Genomic DNA, 14,381 nt, shown 5'->3' with positions numbered 1-14,381 from the left:
CCCGTGCCCCTCAGGCCTCCTGGTAGGCGAAGCGGGCGGGCTCCGGTTCGCGGGCGAAGAAGGTCTTGGCGCGGGTGAGCGCGGCGGTGTCGGCGAGGACGTCGCCGGGCTTGCTGCCGTTGCCGAGCAGGACGCCGCCGAAGCGCATGCCCAGATAGGCGGCGGAGTTGCGCAGGGTGCCGGTCAGCGGATCGGCGACCACCTCTTCGGTGTGCGCGAGGGCGCTGACGCCCCACAGGTTCCGGCCCGCGAGGGTGGCCTTGAAGTCGACTCCGGGGGTGCGCAGCCAGCCCGACCAGTGGTCCAGGTAGCGCTTGGTGAGCCAGGAGACCGAGTACCAGTACAGCGGGGAGGCGATCACCAGGTCGGTGGCCGCCAGGGTGGCGTCGAGCAGCAGGGCCTCGGGGCCCTCGGTGGGGCGTACGTGGTCGCTGTCGTGCCGCAGGTCGGCGAAGTCGCGCAGGGGATGCTCGGCGAGGTCGATCCACTGCTGCCGGGTGCCCGGGGGGAGTTGGGCCGCCGCCTCGCGGGCGAGCAGTTCGGTGTTGCCGCCGCTGCGGGTGCTGCCCAGGACGAAGAGGAAGGAGCGGGTCATCGGGGCCCTCCGGGGTCGGGGGCCGCCGCGGGTCCGGGCGCCGGGTGGGTCCGGGGCCGGAAAGGCGACGGCGACTGCATGCATGTGCAAGTTATGAACATGCATGCAGTCGCCGTCATTCCCGGGCCCCCGGGGACGTCCCCGGTCATCGGCTGAGGGAGATCCCCGGCGGCGGCGCGAGTGCGGGTGCGCGCCGCCGGCCCGCGGGGGAGAGGGACTTGGGGGCCAGTAGGCCTGGCGGGGGCGGGAGTCGGCGTGAGCCGCCGGTCCGGCCGGGGCGGGGGTCGAGGGTGAGCCACCGGTCCGGCCGCGCCCGGGTGGGCGGGCCGGACCGGCCGGGGCTCAGGAGGCCAGGCTCCAGATCGCGTGCGCGATGGCGTCGCTGTTGCGGTCCAGGGCCGTCTCGTCGATGTTCTCGGTGGTGTCGCAGGACGAGTGGTAGCAGTTGTCGAAGGGCTCACCGGCGGTGCCGCCCCAGTTCTCCGCCTGCTCCGGGGTCTTCTCGTAGTCGGCGCCGCTGAACAGCCCGCCGACCTTGATGCCCGCGTCCTTGAATGGGGCGTGGTCCGAGCGTCCGTCGCCCTCGGTGTCCACGTCCGCGGTGATGTCCAGGCCCGCGAAGTAGTCGTCGAAGAGCTTCTGCAGCTCCGGCTCGTCGTCGTAGACGAAGTAGCCCGGGTTCGGCGAGCCGATCATGTCGAAGTTCAGATAGCTGCTGATCTTCCCGCGGTCCTCCGAGGACAGCTCGTCCACGTAGTGGCTGGAGCCGACCAGGCCGAGCTCTTCGGCGCCCCACCAGGCGAAGCGCAGGTGCTTGCTGGGCTGGAAGTCGGACTTGGCCACCGCGAGCGCGGTCTCCAGGACGCCCGCCGAGCCCGAGCCGTTGTCGTTGATGCCCGGTCCCGAGCCGACGCTGTCGAGGTGGGCGCCCGCCATGACGGTCTGGCCCTCGTCGCCGCCCGGCCAGTCGGCGATCAGGTTGTAGCCCGTCTCGCCGCCGGTGGTGAACTCCTGGAGGCTGGTGGTGAATCCGGCCTCGTCGAGCTTGCCCTTGATGAAGTCGATGGAGGCCTGGTAGCCGGAGCTGCCGTGGGCCCGGTTGCCGCCGTTCTGCTCCGCGATGGACTGGAGCCGGCCGAGGTCCGCCTGGACGTCGGCGACGGATATGTCGGGTGCCTCGGCCTTGGCCGGGGCGGGAGCCGCACTGGAGGTGACGGCACCGGTGGTGATGAGGCCCGCGACGGCAACGGTGGCGACCGCTGCGGCCCTCAGGGAAGCGGAGAATTTCATGTGGGGGGACTCCGTTATTCCGTGGGGGGAATGTGGCTCATGATGGTGGTCGCCCTGAAGGTGAACCGTCAAGTACGTATAAAAGACAGGACGTTGTGGATATCGGATATCCGCAGGTCAGCCGCCCTGTCAAAAGCTGTGAACAGGGGCCACCGAGGCGTTCACTCCTTTCACAGCCGCCCGCCCCCGCGGCCCCCGGGCCCGTCCCGGCGCGAGGGGAACGGTTCGTCAACACCCCGCGTTTCAGGGGCAGTTGACGAAAGAGGAGCATGACCGCATGGACGATCTCGACGCCGCGCGGAAGGCGGCCCCGGGCGAGGACGACGGCGCCCATCTCGTGTCGTACGAAAAGCACGAAAGGCGCGAAAGGGGTGAGGAGCGCGGGGCATGTGAAGGCCGCGAGGAAGACGACTGCGACGAACACGGCGACTTCGACGACTTCGTGACCGAACGCCTCGTGCTCCACCCCCTGACGCTCGCCGAGGCCCGCCGTGTCGTGTCCGGGAAGCCGGGCCCCGACGACCACTGGGCGCCCGGCTACCCGGCGCCGATGGACGTGGAGGGCGCCGCCGACTTCGTCAACGCCTGCCTGATCAAGGGCGATCCACAGCCCTTCGGCGCCTACGAGATCCGCCGCCGCTCCGACGGCCTCGCCATCGGCGGACTCGGCTTCAACCGCCCGCCGGACGAGGAGGGCACCACCACCATCGGCTACGCCCTCGTCCCCTCCGCCCGCGGCCGGGGCTATGCCACCGAGGCCCTGCGCGCCCTCCTCGCCTTCGCCCGGGCCCGCGGCCTGAGCTGCGTCAAGGGCGACGCCGACCTCGCCAACCTCGCCTCCCAGCGCGTGATGCGGGCGGCGGGCATGCGCTGGAGCGGCGAGGACGAACGCGTCCGCTACTACGAGACCGACTGGGAGGAGTAGGCGGCGGGAGCGGGGCCCGCCCGGCGAGGGCAGACCCGCACGCCCGTGCCCGGCGGAACCTACGGTTTGTGGGTCACCCACAGCAGTTCCGCGGGCCAGCGGTGTGCCCAGTCGGGCGGGTCGGTCTCGTTGTAGCCGTTGGGGGTACCGGGTCCGGGCCGCGGCTCGATGAGGTCGTCGATGACCAGACCCGCGCCGCGCAGGACCCTGACCCAGTCGCCGTAGGTGAGCTGATAGCTGGTCGCGCCGTCGCCCTCGGCGATGGTGTCCAGCCCGAAGTAGTCCTGCCGCAGCGTCGTGGTCACACGGGCGGCGGCCTCGTCGTAGCAGGCCTCGAACCAGGGGCTGGCGACGTTGAACACCAGCCGCCCGCCCGGGCCCAGGACGCGTGCGGCCTCCGGGACGGCCAGGTGCGGAGGCGCCCAGCTGAGCCCGCCGAAGTCGCAGAACACCAGGTCGAAGCTGTCGGCGGCGAAGGGCAGCTGTTCGGCGGCGCCTTGCACCAGCGGGTGGCGGACCGTCCCCATCGCCTCGGCCGCCGCGGCGAGTTGGGCTTCGGACAGGTCGAGCCCGACCACGGTGGCGCCCTCGGCGGCGAGCGCCCTGGACCACTGGCCGGCGCCGCAGCCGAGTTCGAGGACGCGCCTGCCGGTGACCTCGCCCATGGCGTGCAGCTGGGCGTCGGGGAGGGCGTACATCCCCCACAGCCGGGGTGCGGCGCCGATGTGCGGGTCGTGCTCCTGCTGGTAGGCGCGGCTGATCCGGTTCCAGAGCCGCCGGTTGGCGGGGATGCTGTTCACCCGCCGACTCCAGCACTGCCTGCCGGGGGCGGGCAACAGGGTGGGGGCGCCGGGTCTCGGCCCGGGTCCGGCTCGGGTCCGGCCCCGGCTCGGTCCGTGATCCGCCGGCCGGGCCTCACGGCCTTTCGCCCGCCCCGCCGCGTTCCCTGCCTGAGCCGGGACGACGTGGTCCGAGGCGACGTGAGCTGAGAAGAGGGCCCTAACCCCGCGCCGCCGGGACCTCCGGCTCCGGAGATCCGTGCCGGGAGGGCGTGCTCCCGGTCGCCGCCGGTCCGTCCAGCGAGGCGGCGACCGCGGCGGAGAGGGGGGTGGTGGGGCGCCCGATGAGCTGGGCGAGTTCGCCGGTGGTGGCGGAGAGGAGGCCGCGTTTCACGGCGCCGTCCACATCGACGAGCACCTCGGACATCTGCTCCGGCACCCCGTGCTCGGCCAGCATCCGCAGATGCTCCTGCGGGGAGAGGTCGCGGTAGCCCACCTCCCGGCCCGACTGGCGCGCCACCTCGGCCGCGAACTCCGGGAAGCTCCACGCGGTGTCCCCGCTCAGCTCGTAGGCCCGCTCCTCGTGCCCCTCGCCGGTCAGCACCGCCGCGGCCGCTGCCGCGTAGTCCGCCCGCGCGGCCGAGGCCACCCGGCCGTTCCCGGCCGAGGCCATCACATAGCCCTGCCGCAGCACCGGGGCGAGGTTCTCGGTGTAGTTCTCGTGGTACCAGCCGTTGCGCAGGAAGACGTACGGCAGCGAGGACTCCAGGATCGCCTGCTCGGTCGCCTTGTGCTCGGCCGCGAGCAGGAAGTCGGCCTTCGGCCCGCCGAGGACACCGGTGTACGCGAGCAGCGCCACCCCCGCGTGCCGGGCCGCCTCGACCACCGCCCGGTGCTGCGGCACCCGGCGCCCCGCCTCGTTGCCGGAGACGAAGAGCACCCGGTCCCCGGCGGCGAAGGCCCCCTTGAGGGTGTCCGGACGGTCGTAGTCGGCGAGCCGTACGTCGATGCCACGGGCCCGCAGATCGGCGGCCCTGGCCCGGTCGCGCACCACGGCGGCGATGCCCTCCGCCGGTACCCGCGCGGAGAGCGCCTCGATGACGTGCCGTCCGAAACGGCCGGTTGCTCCGGTGACGACCAGGCTCATGCCTCTCCCTGCTGCTCGGCTCGGCCGGGAATCCGCCGGGCGCCCTGACGGCGGGCGGGGCGCGCCTGGTTCCCGTTCGTGACGTGTGCCGGTCCTCCCGGTGAGCACCGTCCGCTCACTCTAAGGGAGCGCGTGATGACCCGAAAGCTGAGGGTAGAGCCCTGCGGAGAGCAGCGAAAGTGTGCTGGGGACAGGGGTTGAGGGAGGGGTGGGGTGAGGTGTGGGGCGGGTCGTTGTCCGTGGGTTCTCTTTGCAGATGCGAGTGATGGGTGCGGCGTACGGAAACTCGGGATCGGCGGGCGTGGATGCTTGGGGACCGGGAACTCGGGGAGGGCGTACGGGACTTCGAGAGAACGGGGTCGTACGGGTACGTGGGGTCGTACGGGAACGTGGGGCCGTACGGGCTGTACGAGCCGTACGAGTGGTGCGGCTGCACGAGCCCGTGCAGGATCCCGGGGCGACGGCGACGGCGAGGGCCGGGCCGCCAGGGCTGTTCGGCGCGCGGCGGTTGGGGTGGCGGTCGGGGTGCGGGTCCGGAGCAGCGGCCGAAGTGGCCGTCGAGGTGAGGGCCGGAGCTGCGGCCGGGGCGGCCGTCGGGGTGCGGGCCGGAGTGGTGGTCGCCCGGGGCGACCGATCGGGGCGTGCGGTACGCGGATAGGTTGAGCGGATGCGCGGACCGGCACCTGTGGCGAAACGGGCCCTGCGGGGGCTGCTGTTCGCTCTTGCCTGCCTGGCCCTGGGCGCCCTCGGCCACGTCAGCGCGGGCGGGGAACTGCCCGGCGCGGTCCCGCTCGCCCTCGTGCTGGTCCTGCTCACCGCGGGCGGCACCGCGCTCCTCGACGGCCGCCGCCCCCGCTTCACCGCGGCCACCGTCACCCTCGGCGCCACCCAGTTCGCCCTGCACCTCGCCTTCCACCACCTGGCGGCGGGCAGCGGCCACGCGGGGCACCCGGCCCCGGCGGGCGACCGCGCGGGCGGTCATGGCGCCGGCGGCCCTGCCCTGAGCGGTCACGCGGCAACTGGCCACGGCACGGGCGGCCCTGGGACCAGCGGCCAGGGGATGACCGGGCATGCCATGGACGGTCACGCGATGAGCGGGCACTCCATGGGCGGGCATTCCATGAGCGGCCACGCCATGGACGGCTCCGCGACGGGCGGTCACTCCCTGAGCGGGCACGGCATGGGCGGCTCCGGGGCCGGGCTCGCGGACGGGCCGGTGTCCGGCTCCGGGGCCGAGGCCCATGCGATGGCCGCGATGACGGGGATGACCCTGGCGCACGCCCTCGCCACGCTCGCGAGCGTGGCCTGCGTGCTCTACGGCGAACGCCTGCTCCGCCGCCTCGCCGCCCTGGTCCTCGCCCGGCTGCTCCGGCTCGTGGTGCCGCCGCTGCCCGCGCTCCCGCCGAGGGCGCACCGGCGCTTCCCCGCGCCGCGCGGCATCCGCTTCGGCGTCCTGCTCGCCCGTTCCTGTCCCCGGCGGGGTCCGCCCCCGGCCGCCCTGGCCTGAGCCCGCGGCACGTCCCCACTGCCTTTCCGCGCGCACCCGGTGAAGCCGGTGCGCGCTCCGGCGTGCGCGCGGCGGCTCCGGCCGGGGCCGCGGTCCCCGACCGCCGTGCCACACCGCCACCGGCGGTGCACCCAGCCTCCGGCCGCCGTCTGAGCGGCCCGAACGGCTCCGCCGTACCCGTGCCAGACCACGGGTCCCACAGGAAACAACGCATGCCCGAAAACCCCAGAACCCACGACCACCTCGGCCCCCGCCGCCGGGACGACCACGACCCGACCGCCACCACGTCCCCGACCACCCGTACCGCGGAGGCCACCACCGACACCACGAATCCCCCGGGCACTCAGAGGCCCGCGAGGACACCGAGCGCCACCGAGCCTCCGAGCGTCACCGAGTCCCTGAGCACCGCCAACTCCCTGAGCAGCGCGAAGACTCCGAGCCCTACGAAGACTCCGAGCACCACGAAGACCACCGGCGCTCGGACCCGGACCATCGGCCGGGGAACCGGCGGAACCGGCGGAACCGGTAGCGCTGGCGGCATCGGCAGTACCGGCACCCCCGGCCGCTCCTGGGCGGGGGTGCGGGCCCTGCTCGTACGGCTGCACTTCTACGCCGGGGTGCTCGTCGCGCCCTTCCTGCTGGTGGCCGCGCTGACCGGGCTCGCCTATACGGCCACCCCGCAGCTGGACCGGCTCGTCTACGGCGACCAGCTCACCGTCGCGCATGCCGAGGGCCCGACCCGTCCGCTGGCGGAGCAGATCGCCGCCGCCCGGGTCGCCCACCCGGAGGGCACCCTCGACTCGGTCGTCACCCCGCCCGGGCCCGAGGACACCACGCGGGTGGTGCTCAATATCCCCGAACTCGGCGAGAAGCAGCGCACCGTGTACGTCGACCCGTACACCGCGGAGGTACGCGGCGCGCTCACCACCTGGGCCGGATACACCCCGCTGACCACCTGGCTCGACGACCTGCACCGCAATCTGCACCTCGGCGAGACGGGCCGCCTGTACTCGGAGACCGCCGCGAGCTGGCTGTGGGTCGTCGTCGCGGGCGGCCTCCTGCTGTGGCTCGGCCGCGTCCGGCGCGGCGCCAAGCGGGCGGCGGCGACCGGGTCGGCCCGAGCGGCCACCTCAGCACCCGCGTCCCCGTCGGCACACCTGCCCGACTCCGCACCGGCACCCGGACCGGCCCGGGCAGCCGAGTCGCCCCGGGCAGCCGAGTCACCCCGGGGAACCGAGTCGCCCCGGACGGCCGAGTCGCCTCGGACCGCCAAACCACCCCGCGCCGCCAAGCCGCCCCGCGCCGCCAAGCCGCCCCGCGCCGCGAACCCGCTCCGCAGCGCGCTGCTCTGGGACCGCGGGGCCCGGGGTGTCCGGCGTACCCGGAGCCTGCACGCCGTCACCGGGGTCTGGCTCTCCCTCGGTCTGCTCTTCCTGAGCGCCACCGGACTGACCTGGTCCGCCTACGCGGGCGCCCGCTTCGACACCCTGCAGCAGAACACCTCCGCCGCCGCCCCGGTACTCGACACCGCACTGCCGGGTTCCGGGGCCGGGGGAGGCGCCGCGGGCCACGGTGAGCACGCGGGGCACGGGGCGGCGAAGCCGAAGGGTGCCGCGCCGGACCCCGGGCACTTCGAGGCGGTGCTCGCCCGGGCGCGGGCGGCGGGTCTCGGCGGCACCGTGACGGTGACGCCGCCCGCCGAGACGGGCGGGGCCTGGACCGTGGCCCAGCGCGACAACACCTGGCCCGTGCACTACGACCAGGTCGCGGTGGACGCCGAGCGCAGCGAGATCACCGACCGCACCCGCTGGGCCGACTACCCGCTGCTCGCCAAGCTCAGCAAGCTCGGTGTGCAGGGCCACATGGGCGCCCTCTTCGGCCTCGCCAACCAGCTGGTCCTCGCGGCCCTCGCCCTCGCCCTGACCCTGGTGGTCCTCTGGGGCTACCGCATGTGGTGGCAGCGCCGTCCCACCCGCCGGGGCGGGACTACCGGGCTCACGAAGCCGGCGCGGCTCGGCAGGGTCCCGGCGCGCGGGGCCTGGCGCCGGGTTCCGCTGCCGGTGCTGCTCGTCGGGCTCCCGGCGGCGGCCCTGGTCGGCTGGGCGGTGCCGGTACTCGGCGTGACCCTGCTCGGCTTCCTCGTCCTGGACATGGTGGCAGGCCTGGCCCGGCGTACCCGCCCGGAGACGGCGCAGCCCGCCCAGGACCGGCCCGAGCCGCCAACTCCCTTGACGGAGAGGGAGACAGAGGCAGAGGCGGCGACGGGGACGAGGACAGCGACGGAGGACGAACCCGAGGAGGTGGCGGCGGGCCGCGACTGACCCCGGTTCACCCCGGCACGTGACCCCGGTTCACCCCGGTACGTACGGACGAAGCGGCGGCGGGAAGCCTCTCCCGCCGCCGCTCTCGTGCTCCTGCCTCAGCCGACCCGCCGTGCTGCGTCGGCCGATACGTGGTCCTGCCTCAGCCGACGACCGTCCAGGTGTCCTTGCCCGCGAGGAGTGCGGCCAGGTCGCCCTTGCCGCCCTGCTCGACCGCGGCGTCGAGCTGCTCGGACATCAGGGTGTCGTAGACGGGGCGTTCGACCGAGCGGAGGACGCCGATCGGGGTGTGGTGCAGGGTGTCCGGGTCCGCCAGGCGGGAGAGCGCGAAGGCCGTGGTCGGGCTCTGCTGGTGGGCGTCGTGGACCAGGACGGAGGATTCGTTCTCCGGGGTGACGGTGACGATCCGCAGGTCACCGGTGGCCGGATCGCGGACGACGCCCTTGGAGCCCTCGGGGCCGAAGCGGATCGGCTCGCCGTGGGTGAGGCGGATGACCGCCTCCTGCGCCTGCTGCTTGTCCTTGAGGACCTCGAAGGCGCCGTCGTTGAAGATATTGCAGTTCTGGTAGATCTCCACCAGCGCGGTGCCGGGGTGGGCCGCCGCCTGCCGCAGGACCTCGGTGAGGTGCTTGCGGTCGGAGTCGACGGTACGGGCCACGAAGCTCGCCTCGGCGCCGATCGCCAGCGAGACCGGGTTGAAGGGGGCGTCGAGCGAACCCATCGGCGTCGACTTGGTGATCTTGCCGACCTCGGAGGTGGGCGAGTACTGGCCCTTGGTCAGCCCGTAGATCCGGTTGTTGAAGAGCAGGATCTTGAGGTTGACGTTGCGGCGCAGGGCGTGGATCAGGTGGTTGCCGCCGATCGACAGGGCGTCGCCGTCCCCGGTGACCACCCAGACCGAGAGGTCCCGGCGGCTGGTGGCGAGCCCGCTGGCGATGGCGGGCGCGCGGCCGTGGATCGAGTGCATCCCGTAGGTGTTCATGTAGTACGGGAAGCGGGAGGAGCAGCCGATGCCGGAGACGAAGACGATGTTCTCCTTGGCCAGCCCGAGTTCGGGCATGAAGCCCTGCACGGCGGCCAGGATGGCGTAGTCGCCGCAGCCGGGGCACCAGCGCACTTCCTGGTCGGACTTGAAGTCCTTCATCGACTGCTTGCCCTCGGCCTTGGGCACCAGCGAGAGCAGCTGCGAGGCGGAGGCGAGGGGCACCGAACCGGCGGGGGTGGCGCCTGCCCCGGGTTTTTCGGTGAGGATCTCAGTCATCGAGGGCCTCCTTGAGGACCGTGGCGAGCTGCTCCGCCTTGAAGGGCATTCCGCTGACCTGGGTGTAGGACTGGGTGTCGACGAGATACCGGGCCCGCAGCAGGGTGTTGAGCTGGCCCAGGTTCATCTCCGGTACGACCACCTTCCGGTAGCCGGCCAGGACCTCGCCGAGGTTGGCGGGGAAGGGGTTGAGGTGCCGCAGGTGCGCCTGCGCGATGCTCTCCCCGGCCAGCCGCAGCCTGCGTACCGCCGCGGTGATCGGCCCGTAGGTCGAGCCCCAGCCGATCACCAGGACCGGGGCGTCGCCCGAGGGGTCGTCGACCGCCAGGTCCGGCACGGAAATCCGGTCGGTCTTCGCCTGCCGGGTGCGGACCATGTGGTCGTGGTTGGCGGGGTCGTACGAGATGTTGCCGGTGCCGTCCTGCTTCTCGATGCCGCCGATGCGGTGTTCGAGGCCGGGGGTGCCCGGGACCGCCCAGGGGCGGGCGAGGGTCAGCGGGTCGCGCTTGTACGGCCAGAAGACCTCGCTGCCGTCCTCCAGGGTGTGGTTCGGGCCCTGGGCGAACTGCACGCGCAGATCGGGGAGTTCGTCCGGCTCCGGGACCCGCCAGGGCTCGCTGCCGTTGGCCAGGTAGCCGTCCGAGAGCAGGAAGACCGGGGTGCGGTAGGTCAGCGCGATCCGGGCCGCCTCCAGGGCCGCGTCGAAGCAGTCGGCCGGGGTCTTCGGCGCCACGATCGGCACCGGCGCCTCGCCGTTGCGCCCGTACATCGCCTGGAGCAGGTCGGCCTGCTCGGTCTTGGTCGGCAGGCCGGTCGAGGGGCCGCCGCGCTGGATGTCCACGATCAGCAGCGGCAGTTCGAGCGAGACCGCGAGCCCGATGGTCTCGGACTTGAGCGCCACACCGGGACCGGATGTCGTGGTCACCGCGAGCGAACCGCCGAAGGCGGCCCCGAGGGCGGCGCCGATACCGGCGATCTCGTCCTCGGCCTGGAAGGTGCGGACGCCGAAGTTCTTGTGCTTGCTCAGCTCGTGCAGGATGTCCGAGGCCGGGGTGATCGGGTACGAGCCCAGGTAGAGCGGCAGATCGGCCTGCTGCCCGGCGGCGACCAGCCCGTAGGAGAGGGCGAGGTTGCCGGAGATGTTGCGGTAGGTGCCCGCGGGGAAGGCGGAGGTCGCGGGCTCCACCTCGTAGGAGGTGGCGAAGTCCTCGGTGGTCTCGCCGAAGTTCCAGCCCGCGCGGTAGGCGGCCAGGTTGGCCTCGGCGATCTCGGGCTTCTTCGCGAACTTCTTCCGCAGGAAGGCCTCGGTGCCCTCGGTCGGCCGGTGGTACATCCACGAGAGCAGCCCGAGCGCGAACATGTTCTTCGAGCGCTCGGCCTCCTTGCGGGAGAGGTCGAAGCCCTTGAGCGCCTCCACCGTCAGCGTGGTCAGCGGCACCGGGTGCAGCTGGAAGGCGTCCAGTGAGCCGTCCTCCAGCGGGGAGCTCTGGTAGCCGACCTTCGCCATCGCCCGCTTCGTGAACTCGTCGGTGTTCACGATGATCTCCGCGCCCCGCGGCACGTCCCCGATGTTCGCCTTGAGGGCGGCCGGGTTCATGGCGACGAGGACGTTCGGCGCGTCCCCGGGGGTGAGGATGTCGTGGTCGGCGAAGTGCAACTGGAAGGAGGAGACGCCCGGCAGGGTCCCGGCAGGCGCCCGGATCTCGGCGGGGAAGTTCGGCAGCGTCGACAGGTCGTTGCCGAACGATGCGGTCTCCGAGGTGAAACGGTCTCCGGTGAGCTGCATGCCGTCACCGGAGTCGCCCGCGAACCGGATGATCACCCGGTCCAGACGGCGTACCTCCTTGCCGCCCGGGAGCGCGGCATCCTGCTCCCCGGCGTCGGTCCCGTCTGCGTGCTCGGCTGCGCTGCTGACCTGGTTGGCCACTGAACTGGACCTCCCTCGAAACGGGTGGGTGGAGGCGCCGGCTCCCCGGCTGCTTCCGGGGCAACCTTACGTCGGTGAGGGTTACCTTTCCTTGACCTTGGGGATCCTGCTTGCCCACCTCGAAGGAACGTTCGGGGTGCTTTGTCCTCCTTTTCCTGCCCAATTCGCCCCCGCCGTGCGCCGAGCCGACCGCTCCTCAATTGGTTCTAGGTCCTCGGATGTACGCCTTGCTACGCCTTCTGGCAGACCCCCGGCCCTGCCCCGCGACCGCGTGACAGGACCGGACACCGGGTGACAGGACCGGGTCAGCAGCCGCCGCCCGAGGTAGCAGGACCGGATCAGCAGGACCGGATCAGGGGGAGGAGCGCCGCTCGCGGGCCCTCGCTGCGGGAGTTCCGGGGTTCCGGGGTCCCGGGGTTCCGGGGTTCCGGAGCTGTTCAGGAGTTGAGGTACGTCAGTACGGCGAGGACCCGGCGGTGGTCGCCGTCGCTCGGTGAGAGGCCCAGCTTCAGGAAGATGTTGCTCACGTGCTTCTCCACCGCGCCGTCGCTCACCACCAGCTGCCGGGCGATCGCCGAGTTGGTCCTGCCCTCGGCCATCAGGCCCAGCACCTCGCGCTCCCGCGGGGTCAGGGCGGCGAGCACGTCCTGCTTGCGGCTGCGGCCCAGGAGCTGGGCCACCACCTCCGGGTCCAGGGCGGTGCCGCCCTCGGCCACCCGCACCACCGCGTCCACGAACTCGCGGACCTCCGCCACCCGGTCCTTGAGCAGGTAGCCGACCCCCCTGCTGGAACCGGCCAGCAGCTCCGTCGCGTACCGCTCCTCCACGTACTGGGAGAGCACCAGCACCCCCAGTCCCGGATGCCTGCTCCGCAGTTGCACGGCGGCCCGCACACCCTCGTCGGTGTGGGTCGGCGGCATCCGCACGTCCGCGACCACCACATCCGGCAGCTCGTCCGCCGCCGCCAGCTCGGCGATGGTCTTCACCAGCGCCTGGGCGTCCCCGACCCCGGCGACCACCTCGTGCCCCCGGTCGGTCAGGAGCCGGGTCAGGCCCTCCCTCAGCAGCACCGAATCCTCGGCGATGACCACCCGCACCCTGTCCTCCAGCTCTGAGTCCCCGGACGCATGCCCTCCGCCGCGCCCCCACCAGCATTCCAGCATCCGGGATCGCGGTGCTCCCGGACCAGGGGATCGCGGTACGGGAGGCGCGGCGGGGAATGGTCAGCGGCGCCAGGGGAGTTCGGCGGTCACCCGGGTCGGGCCGCCCCGCGGGGAGTCGACCACGAGGATGCCGTCCACCGCGTCCAGCCGCTCCGCGAGGCCCGCGAGCCCGGAACCGGAGGTGAGATCGGCGCCGCCCGTCCCGTCGTCGGCGACCTGGAGCATCAGCCGGTCGTCCACCTGCCAGACGTCCACCGAGGCCCGGCTCGCCCCCGCGTGCTTGCTGATGTTCTGCAGCAGCTCGGAGACGGTGAAGTAGGCGATGCCCTCGATGGCCGCCGCCGGGCGGTACGGCAGGTCGACGTCCACCTGCACCGGGACCGTGCAGCGGGAGGCGACCGAGGAGAGGGCGGCGTCCAGGCCCCGGTCGGTGAGGACCGCGGGGTGGATGCCGCGCGCCAGGTCCCGCAGTTCCTGGAGTGCGGTCTTCACCTCGCCGTGCGCCTCGTCCACCATCCGCGCCGCGGCCTCCGGGTCCTCGGTCAGCTTCTCCTTGGCCAGGCCCAGCTCCATGGCCAGGCTCACCAGGCGGGCCTGGGCCCCGTCGTGCAGATCGCGCTCGATGCGGCGCAGGTCGGCGGCGGCCGTGTCCACCACCACCCCGCGGTCCGACTCCAGCTCCACCACCCGGTTCTCCACCTGGGAGGGGGCGAGCAGCCCCTGCACCAGGAGCCGGTCGACCGAGGTCAGGGCCCGGATCACCCAGGGGGTGAGCAGGGTCAGCGCCAGGCCTATCAGCGCGGTGACGGTCAGCTCGAAGGGGTTGTCCAGATAGACCTGGTGGGTCTCGTCGCCGTAGAGCTGGATGCCGTCCACGCCCGCGTAGACCGGGAGCGACCACTGCCACAGGGGGTAGGTCAGCGCGGCCCAGCCGTACGCCCACAGGGAGATCGAGACCGAGAAGGCGAACACCGCCCAGGGGAAGTGGATCAGCGAGTAGAGCAGGTGCCGCCAGGAGGTGCCGCTCCTGAGCACCGCGCCCATCCAGCCCATGGGGGTGGCCCGCCGGGGCTTGACCGGTGCCGGGTCGCCGATCTCCAGGCCCAGCATCGAGCGGGCGCGGGCCCGCTCCATCGACCCGAAGCCGCGCAGGGCCCAGAGGCCGAGGGCGAGCACCGGGATGCCGAGGAAGGTGATGAGCAGCCCCACGCCCGCCGAGAACATGGTGATCCCGAAGCTGAACATCACCACGGAGACCGGCAGGCTGAGCAGCTGGTAGCCCAGCTCCCGCAGGGTCCGCCCCTCGAAGGGGGCCCGCAGCACCGCGGGGACCCGGTGGTGGCGCCGCGGCCGGTCCGCCGCGGGGAACCCGGGGCCGGAGCCGAAGCCCTGTCCGTAGTCGGTGGCCATCGCGTGCTTCCGTTTCTCTCCTGGCAGCCGCCCGCCGACTGTCCACCTCAACGGTC

Annotated in this window: 11 protein-coding genes; 3 read left to right on the top strand and 8 right to left on the bottom strand. The window is 72.8% G+C overall.

What is annotated here, in order from left to right:
* Window positions 1-10: 10 nt before the first annotated feature.
* Together HFV08_RS05605 and HFV08_RS05600 are read right to left on the bottom strand one after the other, a co-directional pair.
* Window positions 11-595 (bottom strand): flavodoxin family protein, encoded by a 585-nt coding sequence (locus HFV08_RS05605; protein ID WP_168536372.1) that lies wholly within the window; start codon window positions 593-595, stop codon window positions 11-13.
* Window positions 596-937: 342 nt separating this feature from the next.
* Window positions 938-1,885, bottom strand: a complete 948-nt coding sequence (locus HFV08_RS05600) for a M28 family metallopeptidase (RefSeq protein ID WP_168536370.1) — start codon at window positions 1,883-1,885, stop codon at window positions 938-940.
* 277 nt (window positions 1,886-2,162) lie between these two features.
* Between HFV08_RS05600 and HFV08_RS05595 the strand changes: the two genes are divergently transcribed.
* On the top strand, window positions 2,163-2,810 hold the full coding sequence (locus HFV08_RS05595) for a GNAT family N-acetyltransferase (protein WP_168536368.1): 648 nt from the start codon (window positions 2,163-2,165) through the stop codon (window positions 2,808-2,810).
* 59 nt (window positions 2,811-2,869) lie between these two features.
* Here the strand turns inward: HFV08_RS05595 and HFV08_RS05590 are convergent, their stop codons facing one another.
* Entirely contained in the window at window positions 2,870-3,610 is a 741-nt protein-coding gene (locus HFV08_RS05590; RefSeq protein ID WP_168536366.1) for a class I SAM-dependent methyltransferase, read from the bottom strand.
* Between the two features lie 199 nt (window positions 3,611-3,809).
* On the bottom strand, window positions 3,810-4,736 hold the full coding sequence (locus HFV08_RS05585; protein WP_168536364.1) for an NAD(P)H-binding protein: 927 nt from the start codon (window positions 4,734-4,736) through the stop codon (window positions 3,810-3,812).
* A 667-nt stretch (window positions 4,737-5,403) separates the two neighbouring features.
* Between HFV08_RS05585 and HFV08_RS05580 the strand changes: the two genes are divergently transcribed.
* Window positions 5,404-6,243, top strand: coding sequence for a hypothetical protein (locus HFV08_RS05580; protein WP_168536362.1), 840 nt, complete (start codon window positions 5,404-5,406; stop codon window positions 6,241-6,243).
* 212 nt (window positions 6,244-6,455) lie between these two features.
* On the top strand, window positions 6,456-8,564 hold the full coding sequence (locus HFV08_RS31400) for a PepSY-associated TM helix domain-containing protein (protein ID WP_246341507.1): 2,109 nt from the start codon (window positions 6,456-6,458) through the stop codon (window positions 8,562-8,564).
* 142 nt (window positions 8,565-8,706) lie between these two features.
* Here HFV08_RS31400 and HFV08_RS05570 read toward each other — a convergent pair whose 3' ends face one another.
* From HFV08_RS05570 to HFV08_RS05555, 4 genes are all read right to left on the bottom strand, one after another.
* Window positions 8,707-9,708: a 2-oxoacid:ferredoxin oxidoreductase subunit beta gene (locus HFV08_RS05570; RefSeq protein ID WP_376770566.1), complete on the bottom strand. Its 1,002-nt coding sequence runs from the start codon at window positions 9,706-9,708 to the stop codon at window positions 8,707-8,709.
* Between the two features lie 109 nt (window positions 9,709-9,817).
* Complete coding sequence (locus HFV08_RS05565; RefSeq protein WP_168536358.1) at window positions 9,818-11,752, bottom strand: 2-oxoacid:acceptor oxidoreductase subunit alpha; 1,935 nt, start codon at window positions 11,750-11,752, stop codon at window positions 9,818-9,820.
* A 437-nt stretch (window positions 11,753-12,189) separates the two neighbouring features.
* Window positions 12,190-12,849 (bottom strand): response regulator AbrC3, encoded by a 660-nt coding sequence (abrC3, locus tag HFV08_RS05560; protein WP_512700954.1) that lies wholly within the window; start codon window positions 12,847-12,849, stop codon window positions 12,190-12,192.
* A gap of 126 nt (window positions 12,850-12,975) precedes the next feature.
* Window positions 12,976-14,325: a sensor histidine kinase AbrC2 gene (locus tag HFV08_RS05555; protein ID WP_168536356.1), complete on the bottom strand. Its 1,350-nt coding sequence runs from the start codon at window positions 14,323-14,325 to the stop codon at window positions 12,976-12,978.
* Between the last annotated feature and the right edge of the window lie 56 nt (window positions 14,326-14,381).

The sequence above is a fragment of the Streptomyces physcomitrii genome (genome assembly GCF_012273655.1).
GTDB lineage: Bacteria > Actinomycetota > Actinomycetes > Streptomycetales > Streptomycetaceae > Streptomyces > Streptomyces physcomitrii.
Note: the sequence above shows the minus strand (reverse complement) of the source record. Positions and strands in the feature narration are given on the sequence as shown.

Excerpts from the sequence above, each read along its gene's own strand:
- HFV08_RS05605 (WP_168536372.1), bottom strand. The coding sequence starts at position 595 with ATGACCCGCTCCTTCCTCTTCGTCCTGGGCAGCACCCGCAGCGGCGGC.
- HFV08_RS05600 (WP_168536370.1), bottom strand. The coding sequence starts at position 1,885 with ATGAAATTCTCCGCTTCCCTGAGGGCCGCAGCGGTCGCCACCGTTGCC.
- HFV08_RS05595 (WP_168536368.1), top strand. The coding sequence starts at position 2,163 with ATGGACGATCTCGACGCCGCGCGGAAGGCGGCCCCGGGCGAGGACGAC.
- HFV08_RS05585 (WP_168536364.1), bottom strand. The coding sequence starts at position 4,736 with ATGAGCCTGGTCGTCACCGGAGCAACCGGCCGTTTCGGACGGCACGTC.
- HFV08_RS05580 (WP_168536362.1), top strand. The coding sequence starts at position 5,404 with ATGCGCGGACCGGCACCTGTGGCGAAACGGGCCCTGCGGGGGCTGCTG.
- HFV08_RS31400 (WP_246341507.1), top strand. The coding sequence starts at position 6,456 with ATGCCCGAAAACCCCAGAACCCACGACCACCTCGGCCCCCGCCGCCGG.
- HFV08_RS05570 (WP_376770566.1), bottom strand. The coding sequence starts at position 9,708 with ATGAAGGACTTCAAGTCCGACCAGGAAGTGCGCTGGTGCCCCGGCTGC.
- HFV08_RS05555 (WP_168536356.1), bottom strand. The coding sequence starts at position 14,325 with ATGGCCACCGACTACGGACAGGGCTTCGGCTCCGGCCCCGGGTTCCCC.